The sequence below is a fragment of the Cupriavidus sp. 2TAF22 genome, assembly GCF_052115045.1.
In the GTDB taxonomy this organism is placed as follows: domain Bacteria; phylum Pseudomonadota; class Gammaproteobacteria; order Burkholderiales; family Burkholderiaceae; genus Cupriavidus.
This window is the reverse complement of sequence record NZ_JBFRFX010000013.1, coordinates 25,425-40,817: the sequence shown is the minus strand read 5'-3', so window position 1 is coordinate 40,817 and position 15,393 is coordinate 25,425. Positions and strand designations below refer to the sequence as shown.

9 protein-coding genes are annotated in these 15,393 nt (G+C 68.9%); 3 read left to right on the top strand and 6 right to left on the bottom strand.

Going from position 1 to position 15,393, the window contains the following annotated elements:
• Position 1 precedes the first annotated feature (1 nt).
• From AB4Z48_RS16620 to AB4Z48_RS16600, 5 genes are all read right to left on the bottom strand, one after another.
• Positions 2–1,303: a D-amino acid dehydrogenase gene (locus AB4Z48_RS16620; RefSeq protein WP_441615803.1), complete on the bottom strand. Its 1,302-nt coding sequence runs from the start codon at positions 1,301–1,303 to the stop codon at positions 2–4.
• A 64-nt stretch (positions 1,304–1,367) separates the two neighbouring features.
• A complete protein-coding gene (locus tag AB4Z48_RS16615) occupies positions 1,368–2,678 on the bottom strand; it encodes a TRAP transporter large permease (RefSeq protein ID WP_441615801.1) in 1,311 nt (436 codons plus the stop codon).
• Positions 2,678–3,229: a TRAP transporter small permease subunit gene (locus tag AB4Z48_RS16610; RefSeq protein WP_441615799.1), complete on the bottom strand. Its 552-nt coding sequence runs from the start codon at positions 3,227–3,229 to the stop codon at positions 2,678–2,680. The genes AB4Z48_RS16615 and AB4Z48_RS16610 overlap by 1 nt, the downstream gene beginning before the upstream one ends.
• Before the next feature lie 125 nt (positions 3,230–3,354).
• Positions 3,355–4,317: a TRAP transporter substrate-binding protein gene (locus AB4Z48_RS16605; RefSeq protein WP_441616494.1), complete on the bottom strand. Its 963-nt coding sequence runs from the start codon at positions 4,315–4,317 to the stop codon at positions 3,355–3,357.
• Between the two features lie 334 nt (positions 4,318–4,651).
• On the bottom strand, positions 4,652–5,995 hold the full coding sequence (locus tag AB4Z48_RS16600) for an amidase (RefSeq protein WP_441615797.1): 1,344 nt from the start codon (positions 5,993–5,995) through the stop codon (positions 4,652–4,654).
• A 319-nt stretch (positions 5,996–6,314) separates the two neighbouring features.
• On the opposite strand from AB4Z48_RS16600, the gene AB4Z48_RS16595 reads away from it, so the two are divergent.
• The 3 genes from AB4Z48_RS16595 (at position 6,315) to purL (ending at position 14,964) form a co-directional block, all read left to right on the top strand.
• On the top strand, positions 6,315–6,917 hold the full coding sequence (locus tag AB4Z48_RS16595; RefSeq protein WP_441615795.1) for a winged helix DNA-binding protein: 603 nt from the start codon (positions 6,315–6,317) through the stop codon (positions 6,915–6,917).
• A 103-nt stretch (positions 6,918–7,020) separates the two neighbouring features.
• Positions 7,021–10,665, top strand: coding sequence for a hydantoinase B/oxoprolinase family protein (locus AB4Z48_RS16590; protein ID WP_441615793.1), 3,645 nt, complete (start codon positions 7,021–7,023; stop codon positions 10,663–10,665).
• Between the two features lie 252 nt (positions 10,666–10,917).
• The gene (purL, locus tag AB4Z48_RS16585) at positions 10,918–14,964 is read left to right on the top strand and encodes a phosphoribosylformylglycinamidine synthase (protein WP_441615791.1); all 4,047 of its coding nucleotides are present in this window, start codon (positions 10,918–10,920) and stop codon (positions 14,962–14,964) included.
• 67 nt (positions 14,965–15,031) lie between these two features.
• Here the strand turns inward: purL and AB4Z48_RS16580 are convergent, their stop codons facing one another.
• Entirely contained in the window at positions 15,032–15,274 is a 243-nt protein-coding gene (locus AB4Z48_RS16580) for a hypothetical protein (protein ID WP_441615789.1), read from the bottom strand.
• Between the last annotated feature and the right edge of the window lie 119 nt (positions 15,275–15,393).

The following is a 15,393-nucleotide window of genomic DNA, read 5'->3' as shown; positions in this document are numbered from 1 at the left end:
ATCAGCGCGGGCCGAGCCCGTAGCGGGCCGGCGTCAGGCCGTCCAGGTCGATGGCGGGGCGGTTGCCGGCGATCAGGTCGGCGGCGACGCGGCCCGAGCCGCAGGCCATGGCCCAGCCGGTCGAACCGTGGCCGAGATTGAGGAAGAGCCCGGGCACGGCAGTCGCGCCGATCAGCGGCGGGCCGTCCGGCAGCATGGGCCGCGCGCCGGCCCAGAGCGTGGCGCTGCCGTAGTGGCCGGCCACGGGAAACCAGTCACGCGCGACCTTGAGCAAGGTATTGATGGCGGCGGGGCGCAGGTCGAGGCGGCGCGAACCGAGTTCGGCCGTGCCGGCGATGCGCAGGCGGTTGCCCATGCGCGTGATGGCCACCTTGTACGATTCGTCCATCAGCGCGGCCAGCGGTGCCTGCAGCTCGTCGCTGACCTGCACCGTGGCGGAGTAGCCCTTGACCGGATAGAGCGGAATGCGCAGGCCGAGCGGGCGCAGCAGCGCCGCGCTGGCGACGCCCGCGCACACCAGCACGCGGTCCGCCGCAAGCGTTTCGCGCACGCCGCCGGCCTTGATGCTGCCGGCGCCGCCGCCGGCATCGCGCAAGTCCAGCGCGAGCTGCCCGCCCGGCAGCGGCCGCAGGGCGGCGGCGTCGCTGTCCATGACGAAGCGCACGCCCGCGGCTTCGGCCAGCACGCGCAGCCGGCGCACGAACATCGGGCAGTTGCCCGACTCGTCCTCGGGCAGGTGCAGGCCGCCGGCCAGCGGGGTGTCGGTGGTCAGCCCGGGTTCGATGCCCCGGCAACCCGCGGCATCGACCAGGCGATGCGGGACCTCGTGCTCGCGCAGCAGCGCCAGGGCGGGCCCTGCCAGGTCCAGGTCGCGGCGGGTACGGAACAGTTGCAGATAACCCTGCGATTGCTCGTAGTCGATCTCGAGCCGGCCGCGCAGCTTGTGCAGGCACTCGCGGCTGTAGAAGGCCAGGCGCTGCATGCGCACCTTGTTGACGCGGTAGCGCTCCAGCGTGCATTCGCCCAGCCAGCGCAGGATCCAGCGCCACATGGCCGGATCGGCGCTGGGCCGGAACAGTACCGGCGAGGTGCTGGCGAAGAGGTTGCGCAGCACCTTGCCCGGCATTCCGGGCGCGGCCCATGGCGTGACATAGCCCGGCGCGATCACGCCGGCATTGCCGAAGCTGGACTCCTGCGCAGGTGCGGCGCGCCGCTCCACCACGGTCACTTCGAAGCCCGCTTCGCGCAGGTACCAGGCCGAGCAGACGCCGATCACGCCGGCGCCGATGACGATCACATGCATGGCACTCCGTTGGGGGCCGCGGCCCCCGCTGCATTGCAATGCTGCCGGCAGCGCGGGGCGGCCGTCACTTCAGTTCTTTCTGCATCACCACGTCGGGCAGCCATGTGACCAGGTCGGGCCACACGGTGATGATGCCGATGGCTACCACCATCATCATGAAGAACGGCAGCGATACCCGCGCTATGTAGTTGCTGTCCTTGCCCGTCATGCTCTGCAGCACGAACAGGTTGAAGCCCACGGGTGGCGTGACCTCGGCGATCTCGACCAGCAGCACGATGAATATCCCGAACCATACCAGATCGAAGCCCGCGGCCTGCACCATCGGCAGCACCGTGGCGGTGGTCAGCGCGATCATGGAAATGCCGTCCAGCGCGGTGCCCAGCAGGATATAGATCACCGTCAGCACGGCGATCAGCGACCACGGCGACAGGTGCATCGAAGCCACCCATTCGGCCAGCGCGCGCGGGATCCCCGTGAAGCTCATGGTCACCGACAGGAACGAGGTGGCGCCCAGCACGAACATGATCATGGCGGTCAGCCGCGTGGCCGACATGAGGCTTTCCCAGAACGCCTTGCGCGTCAGCGAGCCGCCCATCCACGCCAGTCCCAGCGACGCCACCACGCCGTAGGCGGCCGCCTCGGTGGCGGTGGAATAGCCGGTGATCATGATCCAGGTGATGAAGGCGATCAGGATCATGCACGGCATCAGCTGGCGCACCGAGGCCAGGCGCGAGCGCCAGTCGAAGCGCTCGGCCGGCGGTGTCTTGTCCGGGTTGGACAGCGCCCACACCACGATATAGCCGGAGAACAGCAGCATCAGCAGCAAGCCCGGCAGGAAACCCGCCAGGAACACCCGGATGATGGAGACGTCGGCCGACACCGCATAGACCACCATGGTGATCGACGGCGGGATCAGGATGCCGAGCGTGCCGGCGCACGACAGCGAGCCCAGCGTCACGCGCTCGTCATAGCCGCGCCGCGTCAGTTCCGGCAGCGCGGACTTGGCGATGGTGGCGCAGGTGGCCGCCGACGAGCCCGAGACGGAACCGAAGATGCCGCAGCCCAGGATATTGACGTGCATCAGTCGCCCGGGCAGCCAGTTCAGCCATGGCGACAGGCCGTTGAACATCTGCTCGGACAGCTTGGTGCGGAACAGGATCTCGCCCATCCATACGAACAGCGGCAGCGAGGCCAGGGTGTAGGAGGCGCTCGACGACCACCATGAGTTGGCCAGGTTGACCAGCGCATCGTGGTCGGCGAAGACCACCAGGCCCACCCAGGAGGTGACGGCGATGGCCACCGGGATCCACGCCCCGATCACCAGGAAGACGATCATCACCACCAGCAGGACCAGGGAAACAAGGATGGTGCTCATCAGACGGTCTCCCCGAAATCGCCGGCGGCCAGCTTGGCTTCCTGCGCCAGCTGGTAGCGGGGCTTCTGGCGGCGCGCCACGCGCAGCCACTCGTCGAGCACGGCCAGCGTGAAGCCGGCGCAGCCCAGCACGGCAAAGCTCTGCGGAATCCACAGGGGCACCACGATCTGGCCCTGCGAGACATCGCCGATTTCCCAGCTCTGCCAGGCGAAGCTGAACAAGGCCCAGGTGGCATAGGCCGCGAAGGCGGCGCAGATGGTCAGCGAAAGCAGTTCGAGCCACCAGCGCTGGCGCGGGCTCACGGCTTCGAGCAGCATTTCCACGCGCACGATGCCGCCGTGCTGGAAGGTCTGGCCGAGCACGAGAAAGGCGGAGGCGGCGCAAAGCCAGGCGACGATGTCGTCGCCGCCCTTGAAGATGATGGTGGTCTCGCGCGAGAAGGACATCAGGATCATGACGATGCAGACCCCGAGGATGCACAGCGCGCCGAGCACGGCGAGCAGGTCAAGCAGCCGGTCCAGCCAGCGCTTGTTGACAGCAGGAGCTTCCATGGCGGGTGAGGAGGGATGATGCGGTGAAAAGAGACGCGGGCCGCGGCGGCTGGAACGCTGCCGCGGCTACATGGGGGGCGCTTGCCGTTGCGCCGCTGCCCGCTGGTTTGTCGCCGGAAGCCGGCTTACTTCTTGTAGGCTTCGAGGATGGCCTTGCCGTCGTCGCCGGCGCTCCTGGCCCATTCGTCCACCATCGTCTGGCCAACCTTCTGCATGTCCTGCCTGAGCTGCGGCGAGGGCGGCTGCACGGCCATGCCGTTCTTGCCGAGCACGGCCAGGTATTCGCGCGTCTTTTGCTCGGAGACCTGCCAGCCGCGCTTCTCGGCCTCGGCCACGGTCTTGAGCACGGCGTCCTGTGTCGGCTTGTCCAGCGCGGCGAAGGCCTTCTTGCTGACCACCAGCATGTTCTTTGGCAGCCAGGCGTCCACCGTATAGAAGTACTTCACGCTCTCCCACACCTTGGTGTCGACGCCGGTGGCGCCGGAGGACATGAACGAGTTGACCGTGCCGGTGGCCAGCGCCTGCGCCAGGTCGGCGGCCTGGATGGTTACCGGCTGCGCGCCCACCAGTTCGGCGATCTTGGACGTGGCGGGGTTATAGGCGCGCCACTTCAGGCCCTTCATGTCGGCCGCGGCGTTGATCGGCTTGTTGGCGTAGATGCCTTGCGGCGGCCAGGCCACGGCGTAGAGCAATTTCATGCCTTGCTTGTCGAGCACCTTGTCGGTGACCGCGCGCGACGCCTGCCACAGCTTGTAGGAGTCCTGGTAGCTGGTGGCCAGGAAGGGCACCGCGTCCACGCCGAACACCGGGTTCTCGTTGGCCAGCAGCGACATCAGGATCTCGCCCATCTGCACCTGGCCGGTCTGCACGCCGCGCTTGATCTCGTTGGCCTTGAGCAGCGAGCCGTTGGGATGGATCACGATCTTGAGCTTGCCGCCGGTGGCCTTCTCCACATCGCTGGCCATCTGCTGCAGGTTCTCGGTGTGCAGGTTGTTGGTGGGGTAGCCGGTCGGCAAGTCCCACTTGGTCTGCGCCTGCGCCACGGGGGCCAGCATGGACGCGGTGGCGAGCACCCCGCCCAGCAGCATGTACTTCAGTGTTGCCTTCCCTTGCATCGATCTCTCCTGGTTTGTCGTTGCGGCTCGTTCTGTTTTTTTGCTGCTTCGGTGCTACCTGGGTTCTGCTTTGGCTCTGCTTCGGTTCTGCTTCGGCTCTGCTTCGGTTCTGCTTTCGGGTGCTGCCTTCGGGTGCTGCCTTCGGGGGCTGCCTTGTCCTGCGCGCGCCTCGCGCAAGTCCCGTGCGCGCAGGGCCTTTGTCTTTTCCTTGTCTTTGCCTTGTCTTCCCGTTGTCCTGTCTCTGTCTTGCCCGCGCGGACTGGCTCAGGGGCCACGCGGGCAAGCGCCTTGTCACGGTGCGGGCGCCTCAGGCGGCCGGCTTGACGATGTTCTCCAATGCAATTGCCGTGCCCAGCAACTGCGCGTCGCGCAGCGCGCCGTGCGAGAGCATGAGCCCGACCGGCAGTTCGTCCGGCTGGTGGCAGGGCAGGGAGATCGAGCAGCCGTCGAGGAAATTGAAGGCCGAGGTATTGCGCAACAGCAGCGCGTTGGTGCGGAAGAAAAGCGCGTCGTCTTGCGCCAGCGGCGCGATCGCGGGCGCCACCATCGGCACCGTGGGGCAGGCCACCGCGTCGAAACCGTCGATGCGCGCCAGCACGCGCGCGATCCAGCCGGCGCGCACGCGCATCAGGTCCACATAGTCGGCCGCGCCCATGGCGGCGCCGCGTTCGATGCGCATGGCCACGCGCGGATCGTATTGTTCGCGCCGGCTGGCCAGCGTGCCGCGATGGATGGCGTAGGCCTCGGCAGCCGTGAAGCCGCCGGCCGCGTTGATCGCGGGCAGCTCGGCCAGCTCCGGCAGGTCGATCTGTTCGATCCGCACGCCGGCCGCGGAAAGGCGGGCCAGGGTCCGGTCGAAGGCGCGCGCCACGGTGGTGTCCAGGTCGTCCAGCAGGTACTGGCGCGGCACGGCCAGGCGAATGCCGGCCAGGGCCTTGCTGGCCGGCACCACGGCCTGGTCCGCGATGACGCTGTCCACCAGCGCGCAGTCATGCACCGAACGGGCCATCGCGCAGGCCGTGTCGAGCGTATAGGACAGCGGGAAGGCCCCGTCGAGCGGCACCCGCCGGGCGGTCGGCTTGAAGCCGGTCAGCCCGCAGAGCGCCGCCGGAATGCGGATCGAGCCGCCCGTGTCGCTGCCCAGCCCGGCAACCGCCAGGCCCAGCGCCACCGACACCGCCGCGCCCGACGACGAGCCGCCGGGAATGCGCGCCACGCCGGCATCGGCCGGATTCACCGGCGTGCCGAAATGCGGGTTGATGCCGACGCCGGAGAAGGCGAACTCGGTCATGTTGGTGCGCCCCACCAGCGCCGCGCCGGCCTCGCGCAGGCGGCGCACCACGGTCGCATCGGCCGTGGCCGGGGCCGCGTCGGCGCGCACCGGGGAGCCGGCGCGGGTGGTCTGGCCGGTGACGTCGAACAGATCCTTGACGGACACCGGCAGGCCGGCCAGCGGGTGCAATGGCTGGCCGGCCTGCGCGGCGGCATCGGCCGCGCGCGCGGTCTCGGCCGCGGTGTCGAAGGTGGGGTGGAGCAGGACGGCTTGCGCCGCGGGTTGCCGCGCCAGATGGGCGGCTTCGGCAATCACGCCGGCACGCGATGCGGTGCCGTCGCGAAGTTTTGTCTGTAATGTATGGATATCCGTGGGCATTTGGCTCGCGATCAGTTGCGCTTGGCAGGGTTCGGATCGAGTCTAGCCAGTGCGCCGGCGCGGCGCAACCAGGCTGCGCAAGGGTTGTCCGTTGTCCCCGCGATAGTGCGTAAACGGTTTTGCCTGCCCTCTCTTCGTGCAGAATCCACTGCCACGTCCCCGATGTTTTGCTTGGATTTATTTGGCGTTTATCCTCATAATTTGTTAATAAACTGTCAAGCCAAATCTGTGCGCGAGGCCATCGGGGATATACCTAGTCGCTCCGGATTGCCCGTGTCACGCCGGCTCATGGAATCAACAACGAGAGAGGAGTGAAGACATGGCTCGTAAGCCAGCCGCCGGCCAGGTACCGGCCGAGCACGACAATGCCGGGCAGCAGGGCGCCGCCAGGGCGGAAGCGGGCGCGCCGCCGCGCGCGCTCGGGCCCAATATCGTCTCGTCTTCGCACCTGGTGTCCGAGCGCAGCCCCGAGTTGTCCGAGTTCGAGTTCGGCCTGAATACGGCCTATAACGCCTACAGCCGCTGGGTGGTGCGCTGCATGGGCGCCTCCGGCGTGCGCGACCTGACCTTTCTGGACGTGCTGGTGCTGCATCACGTCAACCACCGCGCCCGGCCCAAGCGGCTGGCCGATATCTGCTTCGTGCTGAACGTGGAAGACACGCACCTGGTGACCTATGCGCTGAAAAAGCTGCAGGGCATCGGGCTGGTCGAGGGCGAACGGGTCGGCAAAGAGGCGACCTACACCACCACGCCGGCCGGCACCCAGGCCTGTGCCCGCTATCGCGAGATCCGCGAGCAATGCCTGACCAGCAACTTCACGGCGGGCAGCGCGGAGAACATCGAGATCGGCGAGCTGGCACGGCTGCTGCGCGTGCTTACCGGCCTGTACGAGCAGGCCGCGCGCTCGGCCACATCGCTGTAGCCCCGGCCGCCAGCGAGCGCTCCTGCGCGCACGGCGGCTTGCGCTGCCGGCGTGCCGCCCGCGTACCCGACATTTCCACCACGATAAACAAGGAAGCCACCGCATGTCGCAGCCATCCTCCGCCGCCTTCGTCCCGGACCGCCGCCGCTGGCAATTCTGGATCGACCGTGGCGGCACCTTCACGGACGTGGTCGGGCTGCGCCCCGACGGCACGGTGGTCACGCACAAGCTGCTGTCCGAGAATCCGGAGCAGTACAGCGACGCCGCCGTGGCCGGCATCCGGCACCTGCTGGGCCTGGCGCCCGGCGAGCCGGTGACGCCGGCGCTGGTGGAGGTGGTGAAGATGGGCACCACGGTGGCGACCAACGCGCTGCTCGAGCGCAAGGGCGAGCCGCTGGCGCTGTTCATCACGCGGGGCTTTCGCGATGCGCTGCGCATTGCCTACCAGAACCGGCCGCGCCTGTTCGACCTGAACATCGTGCTGCCCGAACTGCTCTACCGCGAGGTGGTGGAAGTGGGCGAGCGGATCGATGCCCAGGGCAATATGGTCACGCCGCTCGATGAAGCCGCGCTGCGCGCGGACATGCAGCGCGTGTTCGCCGGCGGCACCCGCGCCATCGCCATCGTGTTCCTGCACGGCTACCGCGAGCCGGCGCACGAGCGGGCCGCGGCGCGCATCGCGCGCGAGACCGGCTTTACGCAGATCTCGGTCTCGCACCAGGTGTCGCCGCTGATGAAGCTGGTCTCGCGCGGCGACACCACGGTGGTGGACGCCTATCTCTCGCCGATCCTGCGCCGCTACGTGGAGCAGGTCGAGCAGCAGATGCCGGGCGTGCGGCTGCAGTTCATGCAAAGCAGCGGCGGCCTGACCGACGCGCACCGGTTCCAGGGCAAGGACGCCATCCTGTCCGGCCCGGCCGGCGGCATCGTCGGCATGGTGCGCTCGTCGCAGAGCGCCGGCTTCGGGCGCATCATCGGCTTCGACATGGGTGGCACCTCCACCGACGTGTCGCATTTCAATGGCAGCCATCCCAACGATTTCGAACGCGTGTTCGAGACCAGCGTGGCGGGCGTGCGCATGCGCGCGCCGATGATGAGCATCCACACGGTGGCCGCCGGCGGCGGCTCGATCCTGCATTTCGACGGCAGCCGCTTCCGCGTGGGCCCGGATTCGGCCGGCGCCAACCCGGGGCCGGCCAGCTACCGGCGCGGCGGCCCGCTGGCCGTGACCGACTGCAACGTCATGCTGGGCAAGATCCAGCCGCGCCATTTTCCGAGCGTATTCGGGCCCCGCGCCGACGCGCCGCTGGACCGCGACGCCGTGCTGGCCCGCTTCGGCGAGCTGGCGCGGGCCGTCAGTGCCGCCACCGGCGACGCGCGCAGCCCCGAACAGGTGGCCGAAGGCTTTATCGAGATCGCGGTGGGCAATATGGCCAACGCGATCAAGCAGATCTCGGTGCAGCGCGGCCACGACGTGACCGGCTACACGCTCACCACCTTCGGCGGCGCCGGCGGCCAGCATGCCTGCCTGGTGGCGGACGCGCTCGGCATGCAGACCGTCTTCGTCCACCCGCTGGCCGGTGTGCTTTCTGCCTACGGCATGGGGCTGGCCGACCGCACCGCGATGCGCGAGCGCGCGGTGGAAGCGCGGCTCGACGCCGATGCCCTGCCGGCCCTGCAGGCCACGCTCGACGCACTGGCCCAGCAAGCGCGCAACGAACTGCTGGAGCAGGAAGTGGCCGACGCGCAGATCGACGTGGTGCGCCGCGCCCACCTGCGCTACGAGGGCACGGACTCCGCGCTGGTGGTGCCGTTCGGCACCTTGCCGGCCATGCAGGCCGCGTTCGACGCCGCCTACCGCCAGCGCTACGCCTTCCTGATGCAGGGCAAGCCGCTGATCGTGGAAGCCGTGTCGGTGGAAGCCATCGGCAGCAGCGAGCCGCCCGCGGAAAAACTGCCCGAGCCGCTGCCGCGCAGCGGCGGACCGGTGCCGGCCGAGCAGGTGCGCATGTTCAGCGGCGGCTCCTGGCACGACACGGGCTTGTTCCCGCGCGACGCGCTGCGCCCCGGCGACGTGCTGCCCGGCCCGGCCATCATCGCCGAGCGCAACGCCACCACCGTGGTGGAGCCCGGCTGGCAGGCCGAGCTGACCGCGCGCGACCACCTCGTGCTGACGCGCGCGGTGCCGCGCCCGCAGCGCCGCGCCATGGGTACCGATGCCGACCCGGTCATGCTGGAGGTCTTCAACAACCTGTTCATGTCGATCGCCGAGCAGATGGGGCAGCGGCTGCAGAACACCGCCTACTCGGTCAACATCAAGGAGCGGCTCGACTTCTCCTGCGCCATCTTCGACGCCGACGGCAACCTGATCGCCAACGCGCCGCACATGCCGGTGCATCTTGGCTCGATGGGCGAGAGCATCAAGACCGTGATCGCACGCAATGCCGGCGGCATGGCCGACGGCGACGTCTACGTGCTCAACGATCCCTACAACGGCGGCACGCATTTGCCCGACGTGACGGTGATCACGCCGGTATTCGACGAGGCCGGCGCCGGGATCCTGTTCTACGTGGGCTCGCGCGGGCATCACGCCGACATCGGCGGCATCACGCCGGGCTCGATGCCGCCGGACTCCACCGTGGTGGAAGAAGAGGGCGTGCTGATCGACAACTTCCCGCTGGTCACGGCCGGCGTGCTGGACGACGCCGGCATGCGCGCGCTGCTGGCCGACGGGCGCTACCCGGCCCGCAATATCGACCAGAACATGGCGGACCTGCGCGCCCAGGTGGCGGCCAATGCCAAGGGCGTGGAAGAGCTGCGCAAGATGGTGGCGCAGTTCGGCCTGCCGGTGGTGCGCGCCTATATGGGCCACGTGCAGGACAACGCCGAGGAAGCCGTGCGCCGCGTCATCACCGCGCTCAAGGACGGCAGCTACGACTACCCGCTCGACAACGGCGCGCGCATCCAGGTCAAGGTGACGGTGGACCAGGCCCGGCGCGAAGCCGTGGTGGACTTCACCGGCGCCTCGGCGCAACTGCCCAACAACTTCAACGCGCCGCGCGCGGTGTGCATGGCGGCAGTGCTCTACGTGTTCCGCACGCTGGTCGACGAGGACATCCCGCTCAACGCCGGCTGCCTCAAGCCGATCAAGGTCATCATCCCGGAGGGGTCGATGCTCAACCCGCGCTATCCGGCCTCGGTGGTCTCGGGCAATGTGGAGACCTCGTCCTGCATCACCAACGCCCTGTATGGCGCGCTGGGCGTGGTGGCGGCCAGCCAGGGCACCATGAACAACTTCACCTTCGGCAATGCGCGCTACCAGTACTACGAGACCATCTCGGGCGGCAGCGGGGCCGGCGACGGCTTCGACGGCTGCGACGTGGTGCAGACCAATATGACCAATTCGCGGCTGACCGACCCGGAAGTGCTGGAATGGCGCTTCCCGGTACGGCTGGAAAGCTACGAGATCCGCCCGGGCTCGGGCGGGGCGGGGCGCTGGCACGGTGGCAGCGGCGGCATCCGCCGGGTGCGCTTCCTGGAGCCCATGACCGCGTCGATCCTCTCCAACAACCGCCTGCACGCGCCGTTCGGCATGGCCGGGGGCGCGCCCGGCGCCACCGGGCGCAACTACGTGGTGCGGCGCGACGGGCGGGAAGAGGCGCTCGGCCACGTCGGGCGCTGCGAGATGGAGGCGGGCGACCTGTTCGTGGTGGAAACGCCCGGGGGCGGGGGCTTCGGCGAGGCCTGAGCGTGCCGCGTTGCGGGCCGCCGAAGCGGCCCGCGCGTGGTGTCGCGGGCCGTGAGTGGTCCCGGCGCCGCTTCGCGCCCAGATCAACCGGGTAGCCGGGTAGCCGGGTAGCCGGGGCGTCGCCGGCTCTGCTGCAACGCGGGAAAGGTCCGCCGACAAGGTATAATGCCGGTTTCCCGCCAGCACGGCGCCCCAACCAGCGGCGCCGGCCGGTAGCAGCCCCTACCTCCTGCCCTCCCGACCGCTCAGACCATGGCGCATTTCTCGTGCTTCCCCGGCGCATTGGCCCTTTCTGCCTTCCGCCAGCAACGCCTGCTCACCGCCCTCAAGCAGATCGACGCCGACATCGAGTCGGTTCACGGCCAGTTCCTGCACTTCGTCGATTCCGATGTGCCGCTGTCGCAGGACGACAGTGCCCGCATCGGCGCGCTGCTGACCTACGGCGCGCCGTTCGAGCCACAGGCCGAAGGCGACCGCTTCGTGGTGATCCCGCGCTTCGGCACGATCTCGCCGTGGGCCAGCAAGGCGACCGATATCGCGCATAACTGCGGCTTCGCCAGCGTGCACCGCATCGAGCGCGGCATCGAGATCACCGTGATCTGCAAGAAGGGCCTGCTGCGCGGGCGCAAGACGCTGGACGCCGGCACGCGCGCCGCCGTGGCCGCCCATCTGTTCGACCGCATGACCGAGGCCGTGGTGGCCGCGCGCGAAGACGCGGCCGGCCTGTTCCAGGAACTGCCGGCCAAGCCGCTGCGCTTCATCGACATCTCGGGTGGCCGCGCCGCGCTGGCGCAGGCCAATACCGAGATGGGCCTGGCGCTGTCGGAAGACGAGATCGACTACCTGGTGGACGCCTACGCCCGGCTGGGCCGCAACCCGACCGACGTCGAGCTGATGATGTTCGCGCAGGCCAACAGCGAGCACTGCCGCCACAAGATCTTCAACGCCACCTGGACCATCGACGGCGTGCAGCAGGACAAGTCCCTGTTCGCCATGATCCGCAATACGCACCAGCTCAACCCGCAAGGGTCGATCGTGGCGTACTCCGACAATTCGGCGGTGATGGAAGGCGGCGTGGCGGAGCGCTGGTTCCCGCGCGGCAGCGAGCAGAAGTACGGCCGCCACGAGGCGCTCACGCACACGCTGATGAAGGTGGAGACCCACAACCACCCGACCGCCATCTCGCCGTTCCCCGGCGCCTCCACCGGTGCCGGCGGCGAGATCCGCGACGAGGGCGCCACGGGCCGTGGCGGCAAGCCCAAGGCTGGCCTGACCGGCTTCACGGTCTCCAACCTGATGCTGCCGGATGCCGTCGAAAGCTGGGAAAACGCGCGCGATGCCGCCCAGCCGGTGGCACACCGCAATCCCGACGACAAGCCCGCGGTCACCGGCAAGCCGGACCGCATCGCCTCGCCGCTGCAGATCATGACCGAAGGCCCGCTCGGCGGCGCCGCCTTCAACAACGAATTCGGCCGTGCCAACCTGGGTGGCTACTTCCGCGTCTACGAGCAGAACGTGGGCGGTACCGTGCGCGGCTATCACAAGCCGATCATGATCGCCGGCGGCATCGGCGCGATCGATGCCAGCCATACCCACAAGAACCCGCTGCCCGCCGGCACCCTGCTGATCCAGCTGGGCGGCCCGGGCATGCGCATCGGCATGGGCGGCAGCGCCGCCAGCTCGATGGCCACCGGCACCAACACCGCCGACCTGGACTTCGATTCGGTCCAGCGCGGCAACCCGGAAATGGAGCGGCGCGCGCAGGAAGTCATCAACGCCTGCTGGCAGCTCGGCGACGACAACCCCATCCTGTCGATCCACGACGTCGGCGCGGGCGGTATCTCCAATGCCTTCCCCGAACTGGTGGACGGCGCCGGCCGCGGCGCGCGCTTCGACCTGCGCCAGGTGCACCTGGAAGAGTCCGGCCTGAGCCCGGCCGAGATCTGGTGCAATGAATCGCAGGAGCGCTACGTGCTGGCCATCGCGCCGGATTCCTTCCCGCTGTTCCAGGCCATGTGCCAGCGCGAGCGCTCGCCGTTCGCGGTGGTCGGCGTGGCCACCGAAGAGAAACAGCTGCAGCTGGTGGACGCGCACGTCGACGCCTCGCTCAAGGAACACTACGCGGTCGACATGCCGATGGAAGTGCTGCTCGGCAAGCCGCCGCGCATGCACCGCGACGTCCGTCACGTGGAGCAGGCGCTGCCGCCGGTGGACGTGACCGGCATCGCGCTGGAGCAAGCCGTGCGCGACGTGCTGCGCCACCCCACCGTGGCCAGCAAGTCCTTCCTGATCTCCATCGGCGACCGCACCGTGGGCGGCATGAACGCGCGCGACCAGATGGTCGGTCCCTGGCAGGTGCCGGTGGCCGACGTGGCCGTGACCACGCTCGACTACAAGGGCCGCGCCGGCGAAGCCATGACCATGGGCGAGCGCACCCCGCTGGCCGTGATCAACGCCCCGGCCTCGGGCCGCATGGCCATCGGCGAGGCGCTGACCAACCTGGCCGCCGCGCCTGTCATGGACCTGGGCAAGGTCAAGCTGTCCGCCAACTGGATGGCCGCGTGCGGCGTGGACGGCGAGGACGCCAAGCTCTACGACACCGTGCACGCGGTGGGCATGGAACTGTGCCCGGCGCTCGGCATCAGCATCCCGGTGGGCAAGGATTCGCTGTCCATGCGCACCAAGTGGGAAGAGAACGGCATCGCCAGGGAAGTGGTGGCGCCGGTCTCGCTGATCATCTCGGCCTTCGCCGCGGTGGACGACACCGACCGCACCCTGACGCCGCAACTGCGCACCGATGCCGGCGACAGCGTGCTGATCGCCATCGACCTGGGCCGCGGCAAGAACCGCCTGGGCGGCAGCATCCTGGCGCAGGTCACGCAGCAGGTGGGCGACGCCGCGCCGGACGTGGACAGTGCCGAAGACCTGAAGAACTTCTTCAACGTCATCCAGCGCCTGAACCGCGAAGGCAGGCTGCTGGCCTACCATGACCGCTCCGACGGCGGCTTCCTGGCGGCGCTGGCGGAAATGGCCTTTGCCGGCCACTGCGGCCTGTCGCTCAACGTCGACATGCTGGCGCTGGACCCGCAGCAGGAGCAGGACTACGGCGACGCCAAGAACTGGGCCCAGCAGATCGGCGAGCGCCGCAACGACCAGACCCTGCGCGCGCTGTTCTCGGAAGAACTCGGCGCGGTGATCCAGGTGCGCCTGGAAGAGCGCGACGCCGTGTTCGGCGTGCTGCGCGAAGCCGGCCTGTCCGCCTGCAGCCACGTGGTGGGCAAGCCCAACACGACCGACCAGATCGAGATCTACCGCGACGCCAAGAAGGTGTTTGGCGCCGCCCGCGGCGAGCTGCAGCGCAACTGGAGCGAAGTCAGCTGGCGCATCGCGCGCCTGCGCGACAACCCCGCCTGCGCCGACAGCGAATACGACCGCCTGCTCGACGCCGCCGACCCCGGCATCTCGCCGGTGCTGACGTTCGACCCGGCCGAGGACATCGCCGCGCCGTTCGTGGCCACCGGCGCCCGTCCGCGTGTGGCCATCCTGCGCGAGCAGGGCGTCAACTCGCAGATCGAGATGGCCTACAGCATGGACCGCGCGGGCTTCGACGCGCACGACGTCCACATGAGCGACCTGATCGCCGGGCGCGCCAGCCTGGCCGATTTCAGCGGCTTCGTTGCCTGCGGCGGCTTCAGCTACGGCGACGTGCTGGGCGCCGGCGAAGGCTGGGCCAAGACCATCCTGTTCAACGCGCAGATGGCCGAGCAGTTCGCCGCCTTCTTCAACCGCCAGGACACCTTCGCGCTGGGCGTGTGCAATGGCTGCCAGATGATGAGCAACCTCGCCCCGATCATCCCGGGCGCGGGCGCGTGGCCGAAGTTCACGCGCAACCAGTCCGAGCAGTACGAAGCACGCTTTGTCACCGTGGAGGTGCAGTCCTCGCCGTCGATCTTCTTCGCCGGCATGGAAGGCAGCCGCATCCCCATCGTGGTGGCGCATGGCGAGGGCTTTGCCGACTTCTCCCAGCAGGGCGACCAGAAGCAGGCCCAGGTGGCGCTGCGCTTCGTGGACAACCACGGCGCGCCCACCCAGACCTACCCGCTCAACCCGAACGGGTCGCCCGAAGGCATTACCTCGGTGACCACCGTGGACGGCCGCTTCACCGTGCTGATGCCGCACCCGGAACGCGTGTTCCGCACGGCCACGATGAGCTGGGCGCCGGATGCGTGGAAGCAGATCCCCGATGGCGGCAGCCCCTGGATGCGCATGTTCAGGAATGCCCGCAAGTGGGTGGGGTGATCCGCTCGCGCGTCGACGACATGCAAAACGGGCCCTTCGGGGCCCGTTTTTCATTCCCGGCGGCCAATCATCCGGCCAGCGTGCTCCACGCCTGGTAGACGTAGTAGAGCGGTCGTTGCGGATCGGAGCGTTGCGCCGCGTCGGGTGCGGCGCCGCGTAGCTGCATGGTGACCAGCACCATGCGCGCGGCCTTCACGGGGGAGTAGCGGTCGCGTAGCGGAAGCATGGGCAGCACGGCCCGCCACTCGGGCGGCAGGCCGTCGTGGCTGAAGGTGCCGAGCGCACAGTAGCCCCAACCTTCGGAAGTCATATGCCAGAGTTGCCGGGATGCGCTGCCTGATGCCATGGTCTCCCTCGTCTGTTGCGGGGCCCGCGGCGGGAGGTGATGTGCGGGTGTGAGCCATGCGCGGCCGTGCGCGCATCGAGCGG

What these genes read in the sequence shown, in the direction of transcription:
- AB4Z48_RS16620 (WP_441615803.1), bottom strand. Translation starts at nt 1,303, where the DNA reads ATGCATGTGATCGTCATCGGCGCCGGCGTGATCGGCGTCTGCTCGGCC.
- AB4Z48_RS16615 (WP_441615801.1), bottom strand. Translation starts at nt 2,678, where the DNA reads ATGAGCACCATCCTTGTTTCCCTGGTCCTGCTGGTGGTGATGATCGTC.
- AB4Z48_RS16610 (WP_441615799.1), bottom strand. Translation starts at nt 3,229, where the DNA reads ATGGAAGCTCCTGCTGTCAACAAGCGCTGGCTGGACCGGCTGCTTGAC.
- AB4Z48_RS16605 (WP_441616494.1), bottom strand. Translation starts at nt 4,317, where the DNA reads ATGCTGCTGGGCGGGGTGCTCGCCACCGCGTCCATGCTGGCCCCCGTG.
- AB4Z48_RS16600 (WP_441615797.1), bottom strand. Translation starts at nt 5,995, where the DNA reads ATGCCCACGGATATCCATACATTACAGACAAAACTTCGCGACGGCACC.
- AB4Z48_RS16595 (WP_441615795.1), top strand. Translation starts at nt 6,315, where the DNA reads ATGGCTCGTAAGCCAGCCGCCGGCCAGGTACCGGCCGAGCACGACAAT.
- AB4Z48_RS16590 (WP_441615793.1), top strand. Translation starts at nt 7,021, where the DNA reads ATGTCGCAGCCATCCTCCGCCGCCTTCGTCCCGGACCGCCGCCGCTGG.
- purL (WP_441615791.1), top strand. Translation starts at nt 10,918, where the DNA reads ATGGCGCATTTCTCGTGCTTCCCCGGCGCATTGGCCCTTTCTGCCTTC.
- AB4Z48_RS16580 (WP_441615789.1), bottom strand. Translation starts at nt 15,274, where the DNA reads ATGACTTCCGAAGGTTGGGGCTACTGTGCGCTCGGCACCTTCAGCCAC.